At 40.4% G+C, this 14,943-nt stretch carries 14 protein-coding genes; 8 read left to right on the forward strand and 6 right to left on the reverse strand.

Features of this window, described 5'->3' with window-relative positions; genetic code table 11:
• The first annotated feature begins 138 nt into the window (after positions 1-138).
• Positions 139-1,302: an acyl-CoA dehydrogenase family protein gene (locus AC1M89_RS13300; RefSeq protein WP_481592314.1), complete on the forward strand. Its 1,164-nt coding sequence runs from the start codon at positions 139-141 to the stop codon at positions 1,300-1,302.
• A 51-nt stretch (positions 1,303-1,353) separates the two neighbouring features.
• On the opposite strand, the gene AC1M89_RS13305 is transcribed toward AC1M89_RS13300, so the two are convergent.
• On the reverse strand, positions 1,354-1,956 hold the full coding sequence (locus AC1M89_RS13305; RefSeq protein WP_035269534.1) for a TetR/AcrR family transcriptional regulator: 603 nt from the start codon (positions 1,954-1,956) through the stop codon (positions 1,354-1,356).
• A 154-nt stretch (positions 1,957-2,110) separates the two neighbouring features.
• On the opposite strand from AC1M89_RS13305, the gene AC1M89_RS13310 reads away from it, so the two are divergent.
• The 6 genes from AC1M89_RS13310 (at position 2,111) to AC1M89_RS13335 (ending at position 10,691) form a co-directional block, all read left to right on the forward strand.
• Positions 2,111-3,916, forward strand: coding sequence for an acyclic terpene utilization AtuA family protein (locus AC1M89_RS13310; protein ID WP_481592315.1), 1,806 nt, complete (start codon positions 2,111-2,113; stop codon positions 3,914-3,916).
• A 72-nt stretch (positions 3,917-3,988) separates the two neighbouring features.
• Positions 3,989-4,870: an SDR family oxidoreductase gene (locus AC1M89_RS13315; RefSeq protein ID WP_481592316.1), complete on the forward strand. Its 882-nt coding sequence runs from the start codon at positions 3,989-3,991 to the stop codon at positions 4,868-4,870.
• Between the two features lie 31 nt (positions 4,871-4,901).
• Complete coding sequence (locus AC1M89_RS13320) at positions 4,902-6,515, forward strand: acyl-CoA carboxylase subunit beta (RefSeq protein ID WP_481592317.1); 1,614 nt, start codon at positions 4,902-4,904, stop codon at positions 6,513-6,515.
• Between the two features lie 138 nt (positions 6,516-6,653).
• Positions 6,654-7,811 carry an acyl-CoA dehydrogenase family protein gene (locus AC1M89_RS13325; RefSeq protein ID WP_481592318.1) on the forward strand — a complete coding sequence of 386 codons (1,158 nt, stop codon included), beginning with the start codon at positions 6,654-6,656 and terminating at the stop codon, positions 7,809-7,811.
• Between the two features lie 14 nt (positions 7,812-7,825).
• Complete coding sequence (locus AC1M89_RS13330; protein ID WP_481592319.1) at positions 7,826-8,656, forward strand: enoyl-CoA hydratase/isomerase family protein; 831 nt, start codon at positions 7,826-7,828, stop codon at positions 8,654-8,656.
• Positions 8,657-8,741: 85 nt separating this feature from the next.
• Positions 8,742-10,691: an acetyl/propionyl/methylcrotonyl-CoA carboxylase subunit alpha gene (locus AC1M89_RS13335; RefSeq protein ID WP_481592320.1), complete on the forward strand. Its 1,950-nt coding sequence runs from the start codon at positions 8,742-8,744 to the stop codon at positions 10,689-10,691.
• Positions 10,692-10,736: 45 nt separating this feature from the next.
• Here AC1M89_RS13335 and AC1M89_RS13340 read toward each other — a convergent pair whose 3' ends face one another.
• From AC1M89_RS13340 to rplM, 5 genes are all read right to left on the reverse strand, one after another.
• The gene (locus tag AC1M89_RS13340) at positions 10,737-11,387 is read right to left on the reverse strand and encodes a hypothetical protein (protein WP_035269490.1); all 651 of its coding nucleotides are present in this window, start codon (positions 11,385-11,387) and stop codon (positions 10,737-10,739) included.
• A 21-nt stretch (positions 11,388-11,408) separates the two neighbouring features.
• The gene (locus AC1M89_RS13345) at positions 11,409-11,843 is read right to left on the reverse strand and encodes a ClpXP protease specificity-enhancing factor (protein ID WP_035269488.1); all 435 of its coding nucleotides are present in this window, start codon (positions 11,841-11,843) and stop codon (positions 11,409-11,411) included.
• Positions 11,844-11,864: 21 nt separating this feature from the next.
• The gene (locus tag AC1M89_RS13350) at positions 11,865-12,518 is read right to left on the reverse strand and encodes a glutathione S-transferase N-terminal domain-containing protein (protein WP_481592321.1); all 654 of its coding nucleotides are present in this window, start codon (positions 12,516-12,518) and stop codon (positions 11,865-11,867) included.
• An 872-nt stretch (positions 12,519-13,390) separates the two neighbouring features.
• Positions 13,391-13,777 (reverse strand): 30S ribosomal protein S9, encoded by a 387-nt coding sequence (rpsI, locus tag AC1M89_RS13355; RefSeq protein WP_035270019.1) that lies wholly within the window; start codon positions 13,775-13,777, stop codon positions 13,391-13,393.
• A 12-nt stretch (positions 13,778-13,789) separates the two neighbouring features.
• Positions 13,790-14,218, reverse strand: a complete 429-nt coding sequence (rplM, locus tag AC1M89_RS13360; protein WP_035270016.1) for a 50S ribosomal protein L13 — start codon at positions 14,216-14,218, stop codon at positions 13,790-13,792.
• A gap of 211 nt (positions 14,219-14,429) precedes the next feature.
• Between rplM and AC1M89_RS13365 the strand changes: the two genes are divergently transcribed.
• The gene (locus tag AC1M89_RS13365; RefSeq protein ID WP_481592323.1) at positions 14,430-14,852 is read left to right on the forward strand and encodes a hypothetical protein; all 423 of its coding nucleotides are present in this window, start codon (positions 14,430-14,432) and stop codon (positions 14,850-14,852) included.
• The last annotated feature ends 91 nt before the right edge of the window (positions 14,853-14,943 follow it).

Genomic DNA, 14,943 nt, shown 5'->3' on the forward strand with positions numbered 1-14,943 from the left:
TAATTAAACCCTTGTAATTAAATAAGAAGCTCCATTCAGTTAATTTATGCCAAAAGATTGATGATTCTTGCAATTAAAAAAACAACAATAAATGTCAGTATGCCTATGAGGATTTAAATAATTTCAGGGACATAGTTGATGCAATACAATCCGATCTATTACACAGATGAACACTTTGCATTTGCAGATGCAGTAAAAAAATTTGTAGAAAAAGAAATTATTCCCTATGTAAATGAGTGGGATGAAGCCGAATCTTTTCCACGAGAACTCTACAAAAAAGCTGCAGAAGTTGGATTGATGGCATCAGGTTTTGATGAAAAATACGGTGGTATCCCTGATACAGATGCATTCTATACTTTATTGGGGTGTGTGGAGTTGGCAAAGGCTGCATCAGGAGGGTTAATCGCTTCATTACTTTCACATATGATCGGTGCACCGCCAATCAATAGCTTTGCAAGTGAAGAGGTGAAAGCAGAGGTTTTGCCACAAATCTTATCAGGTGAGAAGATTTCGGCATTAGCAATAACAGAACCGGGAGGGGGGTCTGATGTTGCAGCACTTAAAACAAAAGCAGTAAAAGAAGGTAATTACTATGTAGTCAGTGGCGAAAAAACCTTTATTACTTCTGGTATTCGCGCTGATTACTATACCGTTGCCGTTCGAACTGATCCTGAAGGAAAAGGACCCAATGGTATCTCAATGCTACTGATTGATGCCCATACACCAGGTATTACAAAAACGAAGTTAGATAAAATGGGATGGTGGGCTTCTGATACCGCTCATCTACACTTCGATCAAGTTAAAGTGCCTGCAAGAAATTTGATTGGTCCTGAGAATATGGGTTTCTTTGTTATCATGAATAACTTCAATATGGAGCGTTTTTTCTTGGCTGCGAGTAGTTATGGTTATGCAAAAGTTTGTTATGAAGAAGCTCTAGATTGGGCTCAACAGCGACGTACTTTTGGTAAACGCTTGGTAGATCATCAAGTTGTTCGTCATAAATTGGTAGATATGGCAACACGTTTACAAACGACTCGCGCTTTACTTGAAGATACGGCATATAAAATGGGGCGTCCTGAACTTCAAGGGAATGAAATGATTGCACAAATTTGTATGCTCAAAAACGTAGCAACGCAAACTATGCAATTCTGTGCTGATGCAGCCGTTCAAACACTAGGTGGCATGGGCTTTATGCGTGGCATGAAATCTGAACGTATATATCGCGAAGTTAAAGTGAATATGATAGGCGGTGGAGCTGAGGAAATTATGAAAGATTTGGCAAGCCGACAGCTGGGCTTCTAAAAGAAATAAAAAGGTGGATAAGCCACCTTTTTTAATTGATCAGATATAAAGTTAAGCATTCATTGCCATATCCCAGACGATATTGGTTAACTCATCAAGTGACATTTTCCCTTCTGGATTGTACCAAGTTACGGTCCAAGCGATTGAACCACCAATCAGTCTTCGCCAGATAAAAGGATCGTGCTTAATTTTGCCTTTGTCATGTAATACCTTGATGACACTCAGCCATATCCCTTCATAATCATTTCTTAATTTTAATAGTTTCTTCTGATTTTCCTCAGAAAGTGAAAACCATTCATAGACCAATACAGCCATAGCGGAACCTGTATCCCCAGAGATCGCATCGAGTTCAGCTTTAATCAGAGCCTTGAGTTGTTGCTCTGGATGGTCTGAAGTGGATATGGCACTTTCAAGGCAAGCGTGATTGTAAATGATGGTTTGTTCCATCACATGCGCCAAAATATCGTCTTTGGTTTTGAAATGATGAAATAAACTTCCAGATTGGATGCCAATAAACTGTGCGAGTTCACGAACAGTGGTTTTGGCATAACCTTGTTTATGGAATAAATAAGCTGCCCCCAAAAGTAAACGACCACGTGGTGTATCGTCAAAGCAGGCTATTGGTTGAATTTGGTCAATAGAGGTCGCGATCATCTTGTTATTTTATCCTATTTTGTTTTCTAAACGCGTTGCTTCCATGCAAATTTTAGCGCAATAAGCAGATTTGCAAATAATAATAACATTTTGCACTTTACAAACCAAGCGCTTGCTTGGTAGATTAAGCTCAAATTCTAAACAGAATAATGAGATGGTTATGACAAATATTCAGGACGAACAAAAAATTGTAAAAATTGGCTGTGCTTCAGGTTTCTGGGGAGATACCAACACAGCTGCATTTCAATTGGTACACATGTCGGATATTAACTATTTAGTATTTGATTATCTTTCAGAAATCACCATGTCTATCATGGCAAAAGCCAAAATGAAAGATCCTTCTCATGGATATGCATTGGACTTTGTTAGTCGTGTTATGACACCGCTCATCAACAAAATTGCGGACAAGAAAATCAAAGTTGTAAGTAATGCTGGCGGTGTAAATCCATTGGCATGCCGTGATGCACTTCAAGAAGTGATCAAAAATGCTGGTTTAGATTTGAAAGTTGCGGTGGTACTTGGTGATGATTTAATGGATCAGCACGTTGAACTTCAAAAACAAAATATAAAAGAAATGTTTAATGGTGAGGATCTTCCTCCACATGTCGCAAGTAGTAATGCTTATTTGGGTGCTGTAGGGATTCGTGACGCTCTGGATTTAGGTGCAGACATTGTGATCACAGGTCGTGTCGTGGATTCGGCTGTGGTGATTGGGCCTTTATTGCATGAATACAAATGGGATTTAGCGGATTACGATAAATTGGCACAGGCGGCACTTGCAGGTCATGTGATTGAGTGTGGTGCACAATGTACTGGCGGTAACTTCACAGATTGGCGTTTGGTTGAAGGCTTTGACAATATGGGCTTCCCAATTGTTGAAGTGAAAGCAGATTCATCATTTGTGGTGACTAAGCCAAATGGTACAGGTGGTTTAGTATCTCCGGGTACGGTAGGCGAACAAATTGTATATGAGATTGGTCATCCACAAGCTTATCTATTGCCTGATGTAACGGCTGATTTTAGCCAAGTCAAACTTGAGCAAGTGGGTGTGCATCGTGTACTTGTGACAGGTGCAAAAGGTACAGCGCCAACACAACACTACAAAGTAAGCACGACCTATCCTGATGGTAACCGTGTATTAGTCAGCTTCTTACTTGCAGGCCAAGATGCAGAAGAAAAAGCTTATGCCGTTTCTAATGCAATTTTAAATAAAGTTGAGCGTGTAATGGCGCTTCGTTCAATTCCACCATTTACTGAAAAATCTATTGAGATTTTAGGTACGGAAACAACTTATGGTGCAAACCGACGTGTGCAAAATCCACGTGAAGTTGTGGTGAAAATTGCAGTTAAACATATGTTTAAAGAAGCATGTATGTTCTTTGCTTCTGAAATTGCACAAGCTTCTACAGGTATGGCACCTGCATTAACAGGGATTGTGGGGGGGCGTCCAAAACCATCTCCAGTAATTAAATTATTCTCGTTCTTGGTAGAAAAATCGAAATTAAATATCGAGGTGGATATCAATGGCGAGCGTCATAAAGTTGATGTTCCGCATGGTGAAGCACCACAAGAAATCCCAACCATTCCAGCAGGTGAAGTGGCAACTTTAACAGGTAATGAAGTTGAAGTGCCTTTAGTACAAGTTGCACATGCACGTAGTGGTGATAAAGGTAACTACAGCAACATCGGTGTACTTGCACGTAAACCAGAATTTTTACCTTGGATTCGTGCATCTTTAACTGAAGCGAATGTTGCGGAATATATGAAGCATGTGTTTGAAGGTGGTAATGGTGGCGAAGTACGTCGCTATGAATTGCCGGGCTTAAATGCACTTAACTTCTTGTTAATTGATGCGCTTGGTGGTGGTGGTGTTGCAAGTTTACGTATTGACCCACAAGGTAAAGCCTTTGCACAGCAATTATTAGATATGCCAGTGAAAGTGCCTGCAGATTTACTGTAAGCATAAATTTGGGCATCGCCATGGTGCCCAATCTAAAACAATTTACATCAATTAAAAATGGAAATATGCGCAATGGGTTATCAATCAATTTTTAGAAATGATGCATTCGCTGGCAAAGTCGTGATTGTAACAGGTGGTGGCTCGGGCATTGGTCGTTGTACGGCGCATGAGCTTGCATCACTTGGTGCGCAAGTGGTGATTACAGGTCGTAAGATCGAAAAACTTGAAAAAGTGATTGCTGAAATCACTGAAGATGGTGGTCGTGCACATGGCATCGTGTGTGATAACCGCGAAGAAGAACAAGTTAAAAAAATGATTGCGGAAGTGATCGAAAAATTCGGTCGTATTGATGGTTTAGTGAATAACGCAGGTGGTCAGTTCCCATCAACATTAGAAAGTATTTCTGCCAATGGTTTTGATGCGGTCATCCGTAATAACTTACATTCGACCTTCTATCTTATGCGTGAAGCCTATAACCAGTGGATGGCAAAAAATGGCGGTGCCATCGTCAATATGGCAGCAGATATGTGGGGCGGTATGCCGGGTATGGGGCACTCAGGTGCAGCACGTTCAGGTGTTGATAACCTGACCAAAACGGCTGCGGTGGAATGGGGTAAATCAGGTGTGCGGGTAAACTGTGTGGCACCGGGTTGGATTATCTCATCAGGGATGGATACCTATTCAGGCCCTGTCGCAGAATTCATTATCCCAAACCTTTCAGGCAATGTGCCTTTACAACGTATGGGAACAGAATCGGAAGTGTCTTCAGCGATTGTGTATTTACTTTCTGAAGCGGCCAACTTTGTTTCAGGGATGACAGTACGTATCGATGGTGCGGCTTCACAAGGTACACGCGTATTCCCATTATCATCTGCAGAAAATAGTGAGTCTTATAACGGCTTCCACCGTGCATTTATTCCAGATGTACTAAAGAAAAAAGACGAAAAGAATTAATCCAGATTATAAGGAACAAGGAGGAAACGGAATGGCAGTGATTCAGTCCGAAGTTGCAGTAGGAAGCGAAGTATTTGAACAGAATAAAGCGAAATTGCTCGAGCAAATCGAAGAGATTCGAGCGATTCAAAAAAGTGCGCTAGATCGTTCTTATAAAGCTAAGCCTAAGTTTGATAAAAAAGGAAAGATTTTACCGCATGAGCGTGTGCGTATGTTGCTCGATGCAGATTCTCCATTTGTAGAGTTGTGTGGTCTTGTGGGTTACAAGATGCATGATGATAAAGATGGTTCAGAAGCAGGTGGCGGGATCATTGCAGGGATTGGTTTTGTAAACGGTACACGTTGTATGGTGGCTGCCAATAATAGTGCGATCAAAGGTGGTACGATTGCTCCAATGGGTGTACACAAAAGCCTTCGTTTACACCAAATTGCGTTAGAGCAAAAATTACCAATCATTACTTTAGCAGAAAGTGGTGGTGCAAACTTAAACTACGCAGCAGAAGTATTTACTGCTGGTGGTACAACCTTTGCCAACCAAGCACGTTTATCTGCAAAAGGGATTCCACAAGTCTCTGTAGTCCATGGTAATGCCACAGCAGGTGGTGCATACCAACCGGGTCTTTCTGATTATGTGATTACGGTACGTAAGCAAACTGAAATGTTGCTTGCAGGACCGCCATTGTTATTGGCAGCAACAGGGGAAGTGGCAACTGCTGAAGAATTGGGTGGTGCAGAAATGCATGCACAAGTGGCCGGTACAGCAGAATACTTAGCAGAAAATGATGCTGATGGTATCCGTATCGCACGTGAAATCTTTAAGCATTTAAACTGGAAAGAGCAAGTTAAGCTTGAAACACCAGAATATAAAGAGCCACGTTATTCAGCAGAAGAATTACTTGGCATCATTCCATCAGATCCAAAACAACCATTGGATATGAAAGAAATCATTGCACGTATTGTTGATGATTCTGATTTCTTCGAATTTAAAAATGAGTATGATTCACATACGGTATGTGGTTGGTCGCAAATTGGTGGTATGCACTTAGGTATCATTACTAATAATGGCCCGATTACGCCACAAGGTGCAGCAAAAGCAGCACAGTTTATTCAATTATGTGAACAAACCAAACGCCCAATTTTATTCCTGCATAACACCACAGGTTTTATGGTGGGTACAGATGCAGAACAAAACGGCATCATTAAACATGGTTCTAAACTGATCCAAGCTGTTGCGAATTGTACAGTGCCGAAGATTTCGATCATTGCACATGGTTCATACGGTGCTGGTAACTATGCAATGTGTGGTCGTCCACTTGGCCCACAATTTATCTTCTCATGGCCGAACTCTCGTGTTGCGGTAATGGGTGGTGCGCAAGCTGGTAAGGTACTTCGTATTGTTGCAGAGGCGAAACAACGTGAATCTGGCATGGAGCCAAATGAGCAAATGTTGGACTTCTTAGAACAATCAACAGCGATGAAATTAGAGTCACAATCTACAGCGCTATTTAATACTGCAATGTTGCATGATGATGGCATTATCGACCCACGTGATACACGTAAATTGCTGATTTTCTTATTGCAAACGATTAATGAATCACAAGCACGTGAACTAAATCCAACACGTTTTGGTGTACCAAGATTCTAATAAATCCCTCTTGCGGAATATATTCCTCATCCCTGTGAAAAGTGAGGAATTCCCCCTCTTTTTAAAGTGGTGAGAAGCATGGCTTCGCAAGGGAGATTAAAGATTAAAAAAAATATTGAAATTTTAAGGAAGACAAAAATGAAATTTACTGAAGAACATGAAGCGCTACGCCGTACAACACGTCAATTTGTAGAAAACGAAATCAACCCATTTACAGCAGAATGGGAAAAAGCAGGTCGTTTCCCAATCCACGAAGTATTCAAAAAAATGGGTGATTTGGGTTTATTGGGTATCTGTAAACCTGAAGAAAACGGCGGTTTGGCACTCGATTATTCTTATAACTTGGTGGTTGCAGAAGAATTAGGTCGTATCAATGTTGGTGGTGTTGCACTTGCGATGGGTGTACAAACCGATATGGCAACGCCTGCGATTGCACGTTTTGGTTCTAAAGAGTTACGTGATGAGTTTTTAACGCCAGCAGTTGCAGGTGAAAAAGTTGCAGCGATTGCAGTATCTGAGGTTCAAGCAGGTTCTGACGTTGCAGCACTAAAAACCACAGCAACTAAAGATGGTGATGATTACATCATCAATGGTCACAAAATGTGGATTACAAACTCTCTACAAGCAGACTTCTTCTGTTTATTAGCGAATACCTCTGATGGTAAGCCACACTTTAACAAATCAATGATTGTGGTTCCTGCAAATACACCGGGTATTACATTCTCTGAGCCATTAGACAAGTTAGGTATGCGTTCAAGTACCACTGCACAGGTGTTCTTTGACAACGTACGTGTGCCACAGCGTAACTTAGTGGGTCAAGAAGGCATGGGCTTTATGATGCAAATGCTTCAGTTCCAAGAAGAGCGTATGTGGGGTGCTGCTAACGCCATGGGTGGTATGTTGCAATGTATCGAAAAAACAATTCAGTACACTAAAGAGCGTACGACATTTGGTCAGCCATTAATTGATAACCAATATATCCATTTCCGTTTTGCTGAATTAATGACTGAGATCGAAGCGCTGAAAGCATTAACCTATCGTGCTTGCCAATTACATATCGAAGGCGAAAACGTAACGCAAATGGCGTCTATGGCAAAACTGAAAGCAGGTCGTTTAACGCGTGAAGTTGCGGATAGCTGCTTACAGTTCTGGGGTGGTAATGGCTTTATGGCAGATAACCCAGCAGCACAATTCTACCGTGATGGTCGTTTAGTATCGATCGGTGGTGGTGCGGACGAAATCATGCTTGGCATTATCTGTAAGATGATGGACATCCTTCCTGGTAAGAAAAAATAAACAGGAGATCTGATATGACATTATCAAGTTCAATTGCCAATTTAGAGGTTGATGGCAGCATCATCCTAGAGCAAGACGGTGGCATTTTAACGTTATGGTTAAACCATCCTGAAAGCCGTAATGCCATGAGCCTAAAAATGGTGGAATCCATTCAGGCTGTATTTACAGCAATTAAAGATGATGTGTCTGTACGTGCTGTAATTTTACGTGGTAAAGGTGGTCATTTCTGTGCAGGTGGAAACATCAAAGATATGGCGGGTATCCGTGCTAAAGCCATGGAAGTCGGCAATAACACACCTTATACCGATTTTAACCGTACCTTTGGTGCAATGATTGAGCAAGTGGATCAAGCACCGCAAACTGTAGTTGCTGTACTTGAAGGTGCTGTACTTGGTGGTGGTTTTGGTTTGGCATGTGTATCTGATGTAGCCATTGCTCATGCAGAAGCACAATTTGGCTTACCTGAAACTGGCTTAGGGATTTTACCTGCACAAATCGCACCGTTTGTAGTGACACGTGTTGGCTTAACTCAAGCACGTCGCTTAGCACTTTTAGGAATGCGTTTTAAAGGTCAAACTGCTTTAGAGGTGGGGATTGTGCATCAAGTGGTTGCAGATGAAGTTGAACTTGCATCGGCACTTGAAGAAACCATTACCCAAATCAAACGCTGTGCGCCATTGGCATCTCGTGCAACCAAAGCATTATTACATCGTACCACCAAAGAAGAATTGGGGCCGTTATTAGATGATGCAGCACGCCAATTTGCAGAAGCAGTGGCAAGTGCAGAAGGCATGGAAGGTACTATGGCGTTTATCCAAAAACGTCAGCCAAGCTGGGCAGAATAAACCACATTCCAACGCCTGTATGAATGTGAATTAAAAAGGATACGCTCCTCAAAACAAGAGGAGCCTAAAGAATATTGGTGGAACTATGGCGTTTACAAAAGTATTAGTTGCAAACCGTGGTGAAATTGCTGCTCGTGTGATGCGTACAGCAAAAGCCTTAGGTTACGAAACCGTTGCTGTGTATTCTGATGCCGACAAAAATGCGCGTCATGTACAAGTAGCAGATGAAGCTGTTTATATTGGCCCTTCAAAAGTATCAGAATCTTATTTGTCGATTGCAAATATCATCGAAGCGTGTAAGAAAACGGGCGCAGATGCCGTGCATCCGGGTTATGGTTTCTTATCTGAAAATACTGATTTTGCTGCAGCATGTGCAGAAAATGGCATTACCTTTATTGGTCCGCCAGCAGGTGCGATCGAGCTCATGGGTAGCAAGCGTTTGTCTAAAATCGCCATGATTGAAGCAGGTGTACCTTGTGTACCAGGTTATGAGGGCGACCAACAAGACATCGACTTTTTAGCAGATCAAGCGAAAAAAGTAGGTTTTCCATTGATGGTGAAAGCATCAGCAGGTGGTGGTGGACGTGGTATGCGTCTTGTACATCAAGAAGCTGATTTGCTTGAAGCCTTAAAAACTGCACGTTCTGAAGCAGAAAATGCGTTTGGTTCGGGTGAGCTGATTATCGAGAAAGCAGTCATTGCACCTCGCCATGTAGAAATCCAAGTCTTTGGTGATACACATGGTAACTACGTGTATTTATTTGAACGTGATTGCTCGATTCAACGTCGTCACCAAAAAGTAGTTGAAGAAGCACCATGTCCAGTATTGACTGAAGAAACACGTCAAGCAATGGGGAATGCCGCAGTTGCAGCCGCTAAAGCATGTAACTACGTGGGTGCAGGTACAGTTGAATTCTTACTTGACCAATCAGGTGAGTTCTATTTCTTAGAAATGAATACACGTCTACAAGTAGAGCATCCTGTAACAGAAATGATTACTGGTCTTGATCTTGTAGAATGGCAACTTCGTGTGGCAAACGGTGAAACTTTACCGCTTAAGCAAGAACAATTGACTATGAATGGTCATGCCATTGAAGTGCGTTTATATGCAGAAGACCCACGCCAAGACTTCTTACCACAAACAGGTAAAGTATTGCGTTGGCAACCTGCGGATTTAGAAGGCGTACGTATTGACCACGGCATGATGCCAACCGATGAAGTTAGCCCATTCTATGATCCAATGGTCGCAAAAATTATCGTACATGGTAAAACACGTACCGATGCAATCCGTTTACTTGCACGTGCGGTGAATGACTCTGTACTGCTTGGTGTAAACAGTAATAAGGAGTTTTTAGTTAACTTATTACGTCATCCACTTGTGGTGGAGGGTGATGTGAACACTGGTTTTATTCAACAGCATTTCCAAAGTGATGTGAGTTTGAATAAACAGAGTCTAAATTTAGAAAGCTTAGCATTGATTGCAGCGTTGTTGATAAATGCATCTGCGCAAACAGATTGGAACACAGGAGTTTCTTCAGCATTACCACTGAAACTTCGATATGATGATCAAAAGTTAGATCTCATTGTGCATCGTGATGGTCGTTCAGTGAGTGTTGAAACCTGTGGTGAAAGCCAGTCGATTGAGGTTGTAGCGCAAAATACACAGCAATTGATTTATAGCATTAATGGAATTCGACGTCGAATCGACTATGTTCTTGATGGTAATTTTGTTTATTTAGATCGCGCGAATGGCAACGTCATGGTGGAAAATATTACCTATTTACCACCTGAGACTGCCGATGTGGCAGGGGATGGTAAAATTCGTGCCCCAATGGATGGTGCAATTATAAATGTCATTGCTCAACCTGGAGAGCGTGTAACTAAAGGGCAAACATTATTGATTCTTGAAGCGATGAAAATCCAACAGCAAATTAAGTCAGATGTCGACGGTGTTGTGGGTGAAATCGTAGGACAAGTTGGTCAGCAAGTGAAAAAACGTCAAATCTTGATGAATATTGAGGTTGATGCTGAATAAGCAATAAAAAAAGCCATCTAACGATGGCTTTTTTTATGACCGGATTTATGCAAATACTGTTTGTACGGCACAGTAAAGCACCCAAAGAATTGCAATCGCAACTACAGGTTCTAAAACTTTTGCCCAAGTTGGTGTAGCCACTACTTCTGGCTCAGCAACATCGTGGTGATCATGTTGAACTTGATTGACCATGTCATGAAACTCCTTCATCGTTTGGTCTAATGATATCTCTTCTTGAATGACAGGTTGAGAACCAATCAACTCATTTAGGTTATTTGTTAGCCAAACCCAATCTTTTGCTTTACCAGAGAGATGTTCAACTTGACCCTGAAGTAATTCATTCATGCCTTGTAGTTGATAATGACCTGTTACATCAAGTTGTTTAAGTTCATTAAGCTGTAAGGTCAAAATCTCTGATGTCGCAGTTTCAAGTTCTTGATGAGACAGCGTAGACTGATTATGTTGAGATGTCGTCAAATGCCGTGCGACTTCTTGAATATAAAGTTGGTCAGCGGCATGAATTTCTTGGTATATTTTTTTTTCGTCTTTACGCCATAGGCTGATGAGTTTACCTAAAGCTAAGATATTTAATTCATTGAGATATTCATGCCGTTGTTCAGCTGGATACTGTTTCAACAGCTGAGGCTTTTGAATTTTGGTCTGCTCAACAAAATATTGTACTAAATCAAAAGCCATTCAACTCTCCTGTAAGTTTTTTCAATCCAAAATTCTTAAACTCGGTTTTTTCTTTGGTGCTTCATTTTCTTGATTTTGTTGCTGTTTAGATTCTATCGGATTTTCATCCGTTTGTGCATTGGCATATTCATCAGGATCAAAGAATAATCCTTGACCATTTTCTTTTGCATATAACCCGAGTACAGCATTGATTGGCACATAAATATCTTTGGAAACACCACCAAAACGTGCAGAAAAGGTAATCGCTTCATTGCTCATGTGTAGTTGATGCACAGCATGTGGCACGATATTTAAAACAATCTGACCGTCTTGAACGAACTGTGTAGGTACATCGGTATAAGGCTGTGTGGCATCTACCAGTAGATATGGGGTGAGATTGTTATCGCAAATCCATTCATAAATCGCACGTGCTAAATACGGGCGAGTTGGACTTAATTTGATTTCTTGATCAGACATGTGACTCACTCTTTTGCTTTTTTAAGCGGATTTTAATTCAGGACTATAACGTTTTTTTTCCTGAACCGTCATGGACTTAATGAAGGCTGGACGACTGAAAACACGCTGGCAATATAAATAAAACGGGCGGCATTGTTGCTTTGGAAGCTCAATACCCATCGTTCTTAACCGTATAAAAATCGGTGCCAACATGCAATCTAAAATTGTAAATTGTTCAGACATGAAATAAGGATAGTGCTGAAACAAAGGTGTCAGCGAGATAAGCGTATCTTTTAACTTTTTTTGGGCTGCCTTTTGTGCGTCAACATCAAGTGTGTCTGGGTGGCGCAACATATCATCTGCAAGTTTTAACCAGTCATTTTCAAAACGCCATATATATTGGCGTTGTTCTGCACGTGGAGCAGGAGCATCTGCATATAACTTATTCTGACGATAGCGATCATCTAAATATTCAGAAATGATGGATGTATTGAAAAGTTTTAACTCATTTTCAATCATCATCGGGAGTCGATTGTATGGATTTAAACTCGCAAGATCCTCGTTGTCTTCGTCGACAATAAATAAATTATGTTTAATTTGTTTTTCTGCCAGTAAGAAGCGAATCCAATGCGATCGAAAGTCATCTGCATGACTATAAATGGTGATGCCTTGTAATGGGGTGGTTTCGACTGACATATTCCAATCAAAGTATTAATGAATAGATAAGGATACTAAAAATGCACGCTAAAATCATCGTTTAATGAGCGATGCATATTAAAACACTTGAATTTTATATTGAGTCGTATTTATGTCTGGAACGTTTTTTTTTTAATTTTTATCCTTGCATTGTTGAAATTCAATCTTAAACTTTTTTATCCAAAGCGATGTAAAAAGCCGATCTTTAAATCGGCCTTGTGCACTAATGTATGATTCCAGTCCACCATTGACGGACGTCGCGATTGTTAGTTAATGCACTTGTGTCGCCTGGTCTAAGTTTATAGCCACACTTGTAAACCACTGAGAATTTTTGACCTAAAGATCGATGTACCAGACTGTTATTTTGTACAGGATATCCATCTGAGCATCCAACTAACTCTAATGCTTTATTTATGTTTTCATATGAAGACATTAATCTTTGTATGGGTCCATCACAAACATGCTTACCCGTATTGGATTGCCAGCACACGGCTAAAGCATCTATTGATTGTGAGTTATTTGCTTGTGCAATATTGGATGTACCTAATATTGTAGCGGCTACGGCGAATGATAAACATATTTCCCTATTTAACATTTTTATCCTCTTAATTTAAAAAACTGCATGAAAGTATTTTTAATGAAGTTATAAAAAGTTAACAATCCTCAAATTGGGATAGATGATTAAGCATATGTTTGTTTAAGTCAGTCAAAATAGAGCAATAAAAACTAGCGTCTTTTTATTGATATCAGAGTTTAATATTCATTTTAAAGTATCGTGTACGACTGATTTTCATGAGTAAGGGAAAATATAAAGATGAAAAAAAAACCTTGGCATAAGCCAAGGTTTTTTTTGTCCGAATTCGGAAAACGAATTAACGTTTAGAGAATTGTGGACGTTTACGAGCTTTACGTAAACCAAGTTTCTTACGTTCAACTTCACGAGCATCACGAGTAACGAAACCAGCTTGACGAAGAGCAGGTTTTAAAGTTTCGTCAGCAGCGATCAATGCACGAGTAATACCGTGACGGATTGCGCCAGCTTGACCACCGATACCACCACCAGCAACAGTGATGTAAAGGTCATATTTCTCAGTAGCATCTAAAAGCTCAAGTGGTTGACGTACAACCATACGAGCAGTTTCACGACCGAAGTATTGTTCTAAAGAACGGTTGTTAATAACGAGTTTACCAGTACCAGCAGATAGGAAAACACGTGCAGTTGCGGTCTTACGGCGACCTGTACCATAGTTAGTAGCCATGTGCTGTATCCCTTAGATGTCCAAAACTTGTGGCTGTTGAGCTGTGTGAGGATGCTCAGCACCAGCATACACTTTCATTTTCTTGATCATAGCATAACCAAGAGGACCTTTTGGCAACATGCCTTTTACAGCGCGTTGGAAGATTTCTTCTGGCTTGTGAGCAACTAATTTTTCAAAGTTAGTTTCACGGATACCACCAGGGAAACCAGTGTGGCGATAGTATTTCTTATCAAGTGACTTATTACCAGTTACTTGAACTTGCTCAGCATTGATAATTACGATGTAATCACCAGTGTCAACGTGAGGAGTATAAGAAGTTTTGTGCTTACCGCGTAAACGACGTGCGATTTCAGTCGCAAGACGACCTAAAGTTTTGCCAGAAGCATCAACAACGTACCAGTCGTGTTGAACTTCAGCTGGCTTAGCGCTGAGAGTTTTCATTAACCACTACCTATTATAGTTGGTTTGGACGGTGGAATCTGTCCAAACAAAAAGGAGAGCGAATTCTAGCGGAAAAACACTAGAACCACAATCAAAATATTAAGATTTCGAGGAGCATATTCTATTTAATTTAGATTGAAAAGTATAGCGGTTTATTTAATCAATTTCTTTTAGAATGAGGAAATAATCATAATAATAGCTTTGAGTTTTGATGAGTTCACAAAATAATAATGATCGTTTCTCTCCTCCTGTTCATCATTCAGATTTATCTTCACGCCATGATCAAATCAAAGTGAGCAAGGTGACGAAATTTTTGACCGGATTTTTATTCATTTTTCTCGGAATATATTTAGCGTTAGGCATGGTGTTTGGCACTATTTATGGAATCGATGTTTTAAGTGTCATTCTTATATATTCAATGTATGCACATTTTATGATTTTCCCTTGGATCATCTATTTAATCGGTGGCTTTGGTTTCTTGTGCATTAAAGATTCAACATTTTATTCAGCGCGTTCAACGATTGGACAGATTCTTTTGTTGGGTTTGTTCTTCATCATCGTGATTGTATGTGTATCCGAAGTCGCTCATGCTTTTGGTCTATTAAATGCAAGATTTCGTATGGATTGGCGCTAAAAGACTCAAAAGAACGATTAAAAAAATCAGAGGGCTAAGATTTTACCATTTTGGTATTGTTGAACATCCTACATTCGATCTGTATTAAAAT

The sequence above is a fragment of the Acinetobacter sp. ANC_7635 genome (assembly GCF_056779945.1).

What these genes read in the sequence shown, in the direction of transcription:
- rpsI (WP_035270019.1), bottom strand. Translation starts at nt 13,777, where the DNA reads ATGGCTACTAACTATGGTACAGGTCGCCGTAAGACCGCAACTGCACGT.
- AC1M89_RS13335 (WP_481592320.1), top strand. Translation starts at nt 8,742, where the DNA reads ATGGCGTTTACAAAAGTATTAGTTGCAAACCGTGGTGAAATTGCTGCT.
- AC1M89_RS13330 (WP_481592319.1), top strand. Translation starts at nt 7,826, where the DNA reads ATGACATTATCAAGTTCAATTGCCAATTTAGAGGTTGATGGCAGCATC.
- AC1M89_RS13310 (WP_481592315.1), top strand. Translation starts at nt 2,111, where the DNA reads ATGGTTATGACAAATATTCAGGACGAACAAAAAATTGTAAAAATTGGC.
- AC1M89_RS13345 (WP_035269488.1), bottom strand. Translation starts at nt 11,843, where the DNA reads ATGTCTGATCAAGAAATCAAATTAAGTCCAACTCGCCCGTATTTAGCA.
- AC1M89_RS13365 (WP_481592323.1), top strand. Translation starts at nt 14,430, where the DNA reads ATGAGTTCACAAAATAATAATGATCGTTTCTCTCCTCCTGTTCATCAT.
- AC1M89_RS13320 (WP_481592317.1), top strand. Translation starts at nt 4,902, where the DNA reads ATGGCAGTGATTCAGTCCGAAGTTGCAGTAGGAAGCGAAGTATTTGAA.
- rplM (WP_035270016.1), bottom strand. Translation starts at nt 14,218, where the DNA reads ATGAAAACTCTCAGCGCTAAGCCAGCTGAAGTTCAACACGACTGGTAC.
- AC1M89_RS13315 (WP_481592316.1), top strand. Translation starts at nt 3,989, where the DNA reads ATGGGTTATCAATCAATTTTTAGAAATGATGCATTCGCTGGCAAAGTC.
- AC1M89_RS13340 (WP_035269490.1), bottom strand. Translation starts at nt 11,387, where the DNA reads ATGGCTTTTGATTTAGTACAATATTTTGTTGAGCAGACCAAAATTCAA.
- AC1M89_RS13325 (WP_481592318.1), top strand. Translation starts at nt 6,654, where the DNA reads ATGAAATTTACTGAAGAACATGAAGCGCTACGCCGTACAACACGTCAA.
- AC1M89_RS13305 (WP_035269534.1), bottom strand. Translation starts at nt 1,956, where the DNA reads ATGATCGCGACCTCTATTGACCAAATTCAACCAATAGCCTGCTTTGAC.
- AC1M89_RS13350 (WP_481592321.1), bottom strand. Translation starts at nt 12,518, where the DNA reads ATGTCAGTCGAAACCACCCCATTACAAGGCATCACCATTTATAGTCAT.
- AC1M89_RS13300 (WP_481592314.1), top strand. Translation starts at nt 139, where the DNA reads ATGCAATACAATCCGATCTATTACACAGATGAACACTTTGCATTTGCA.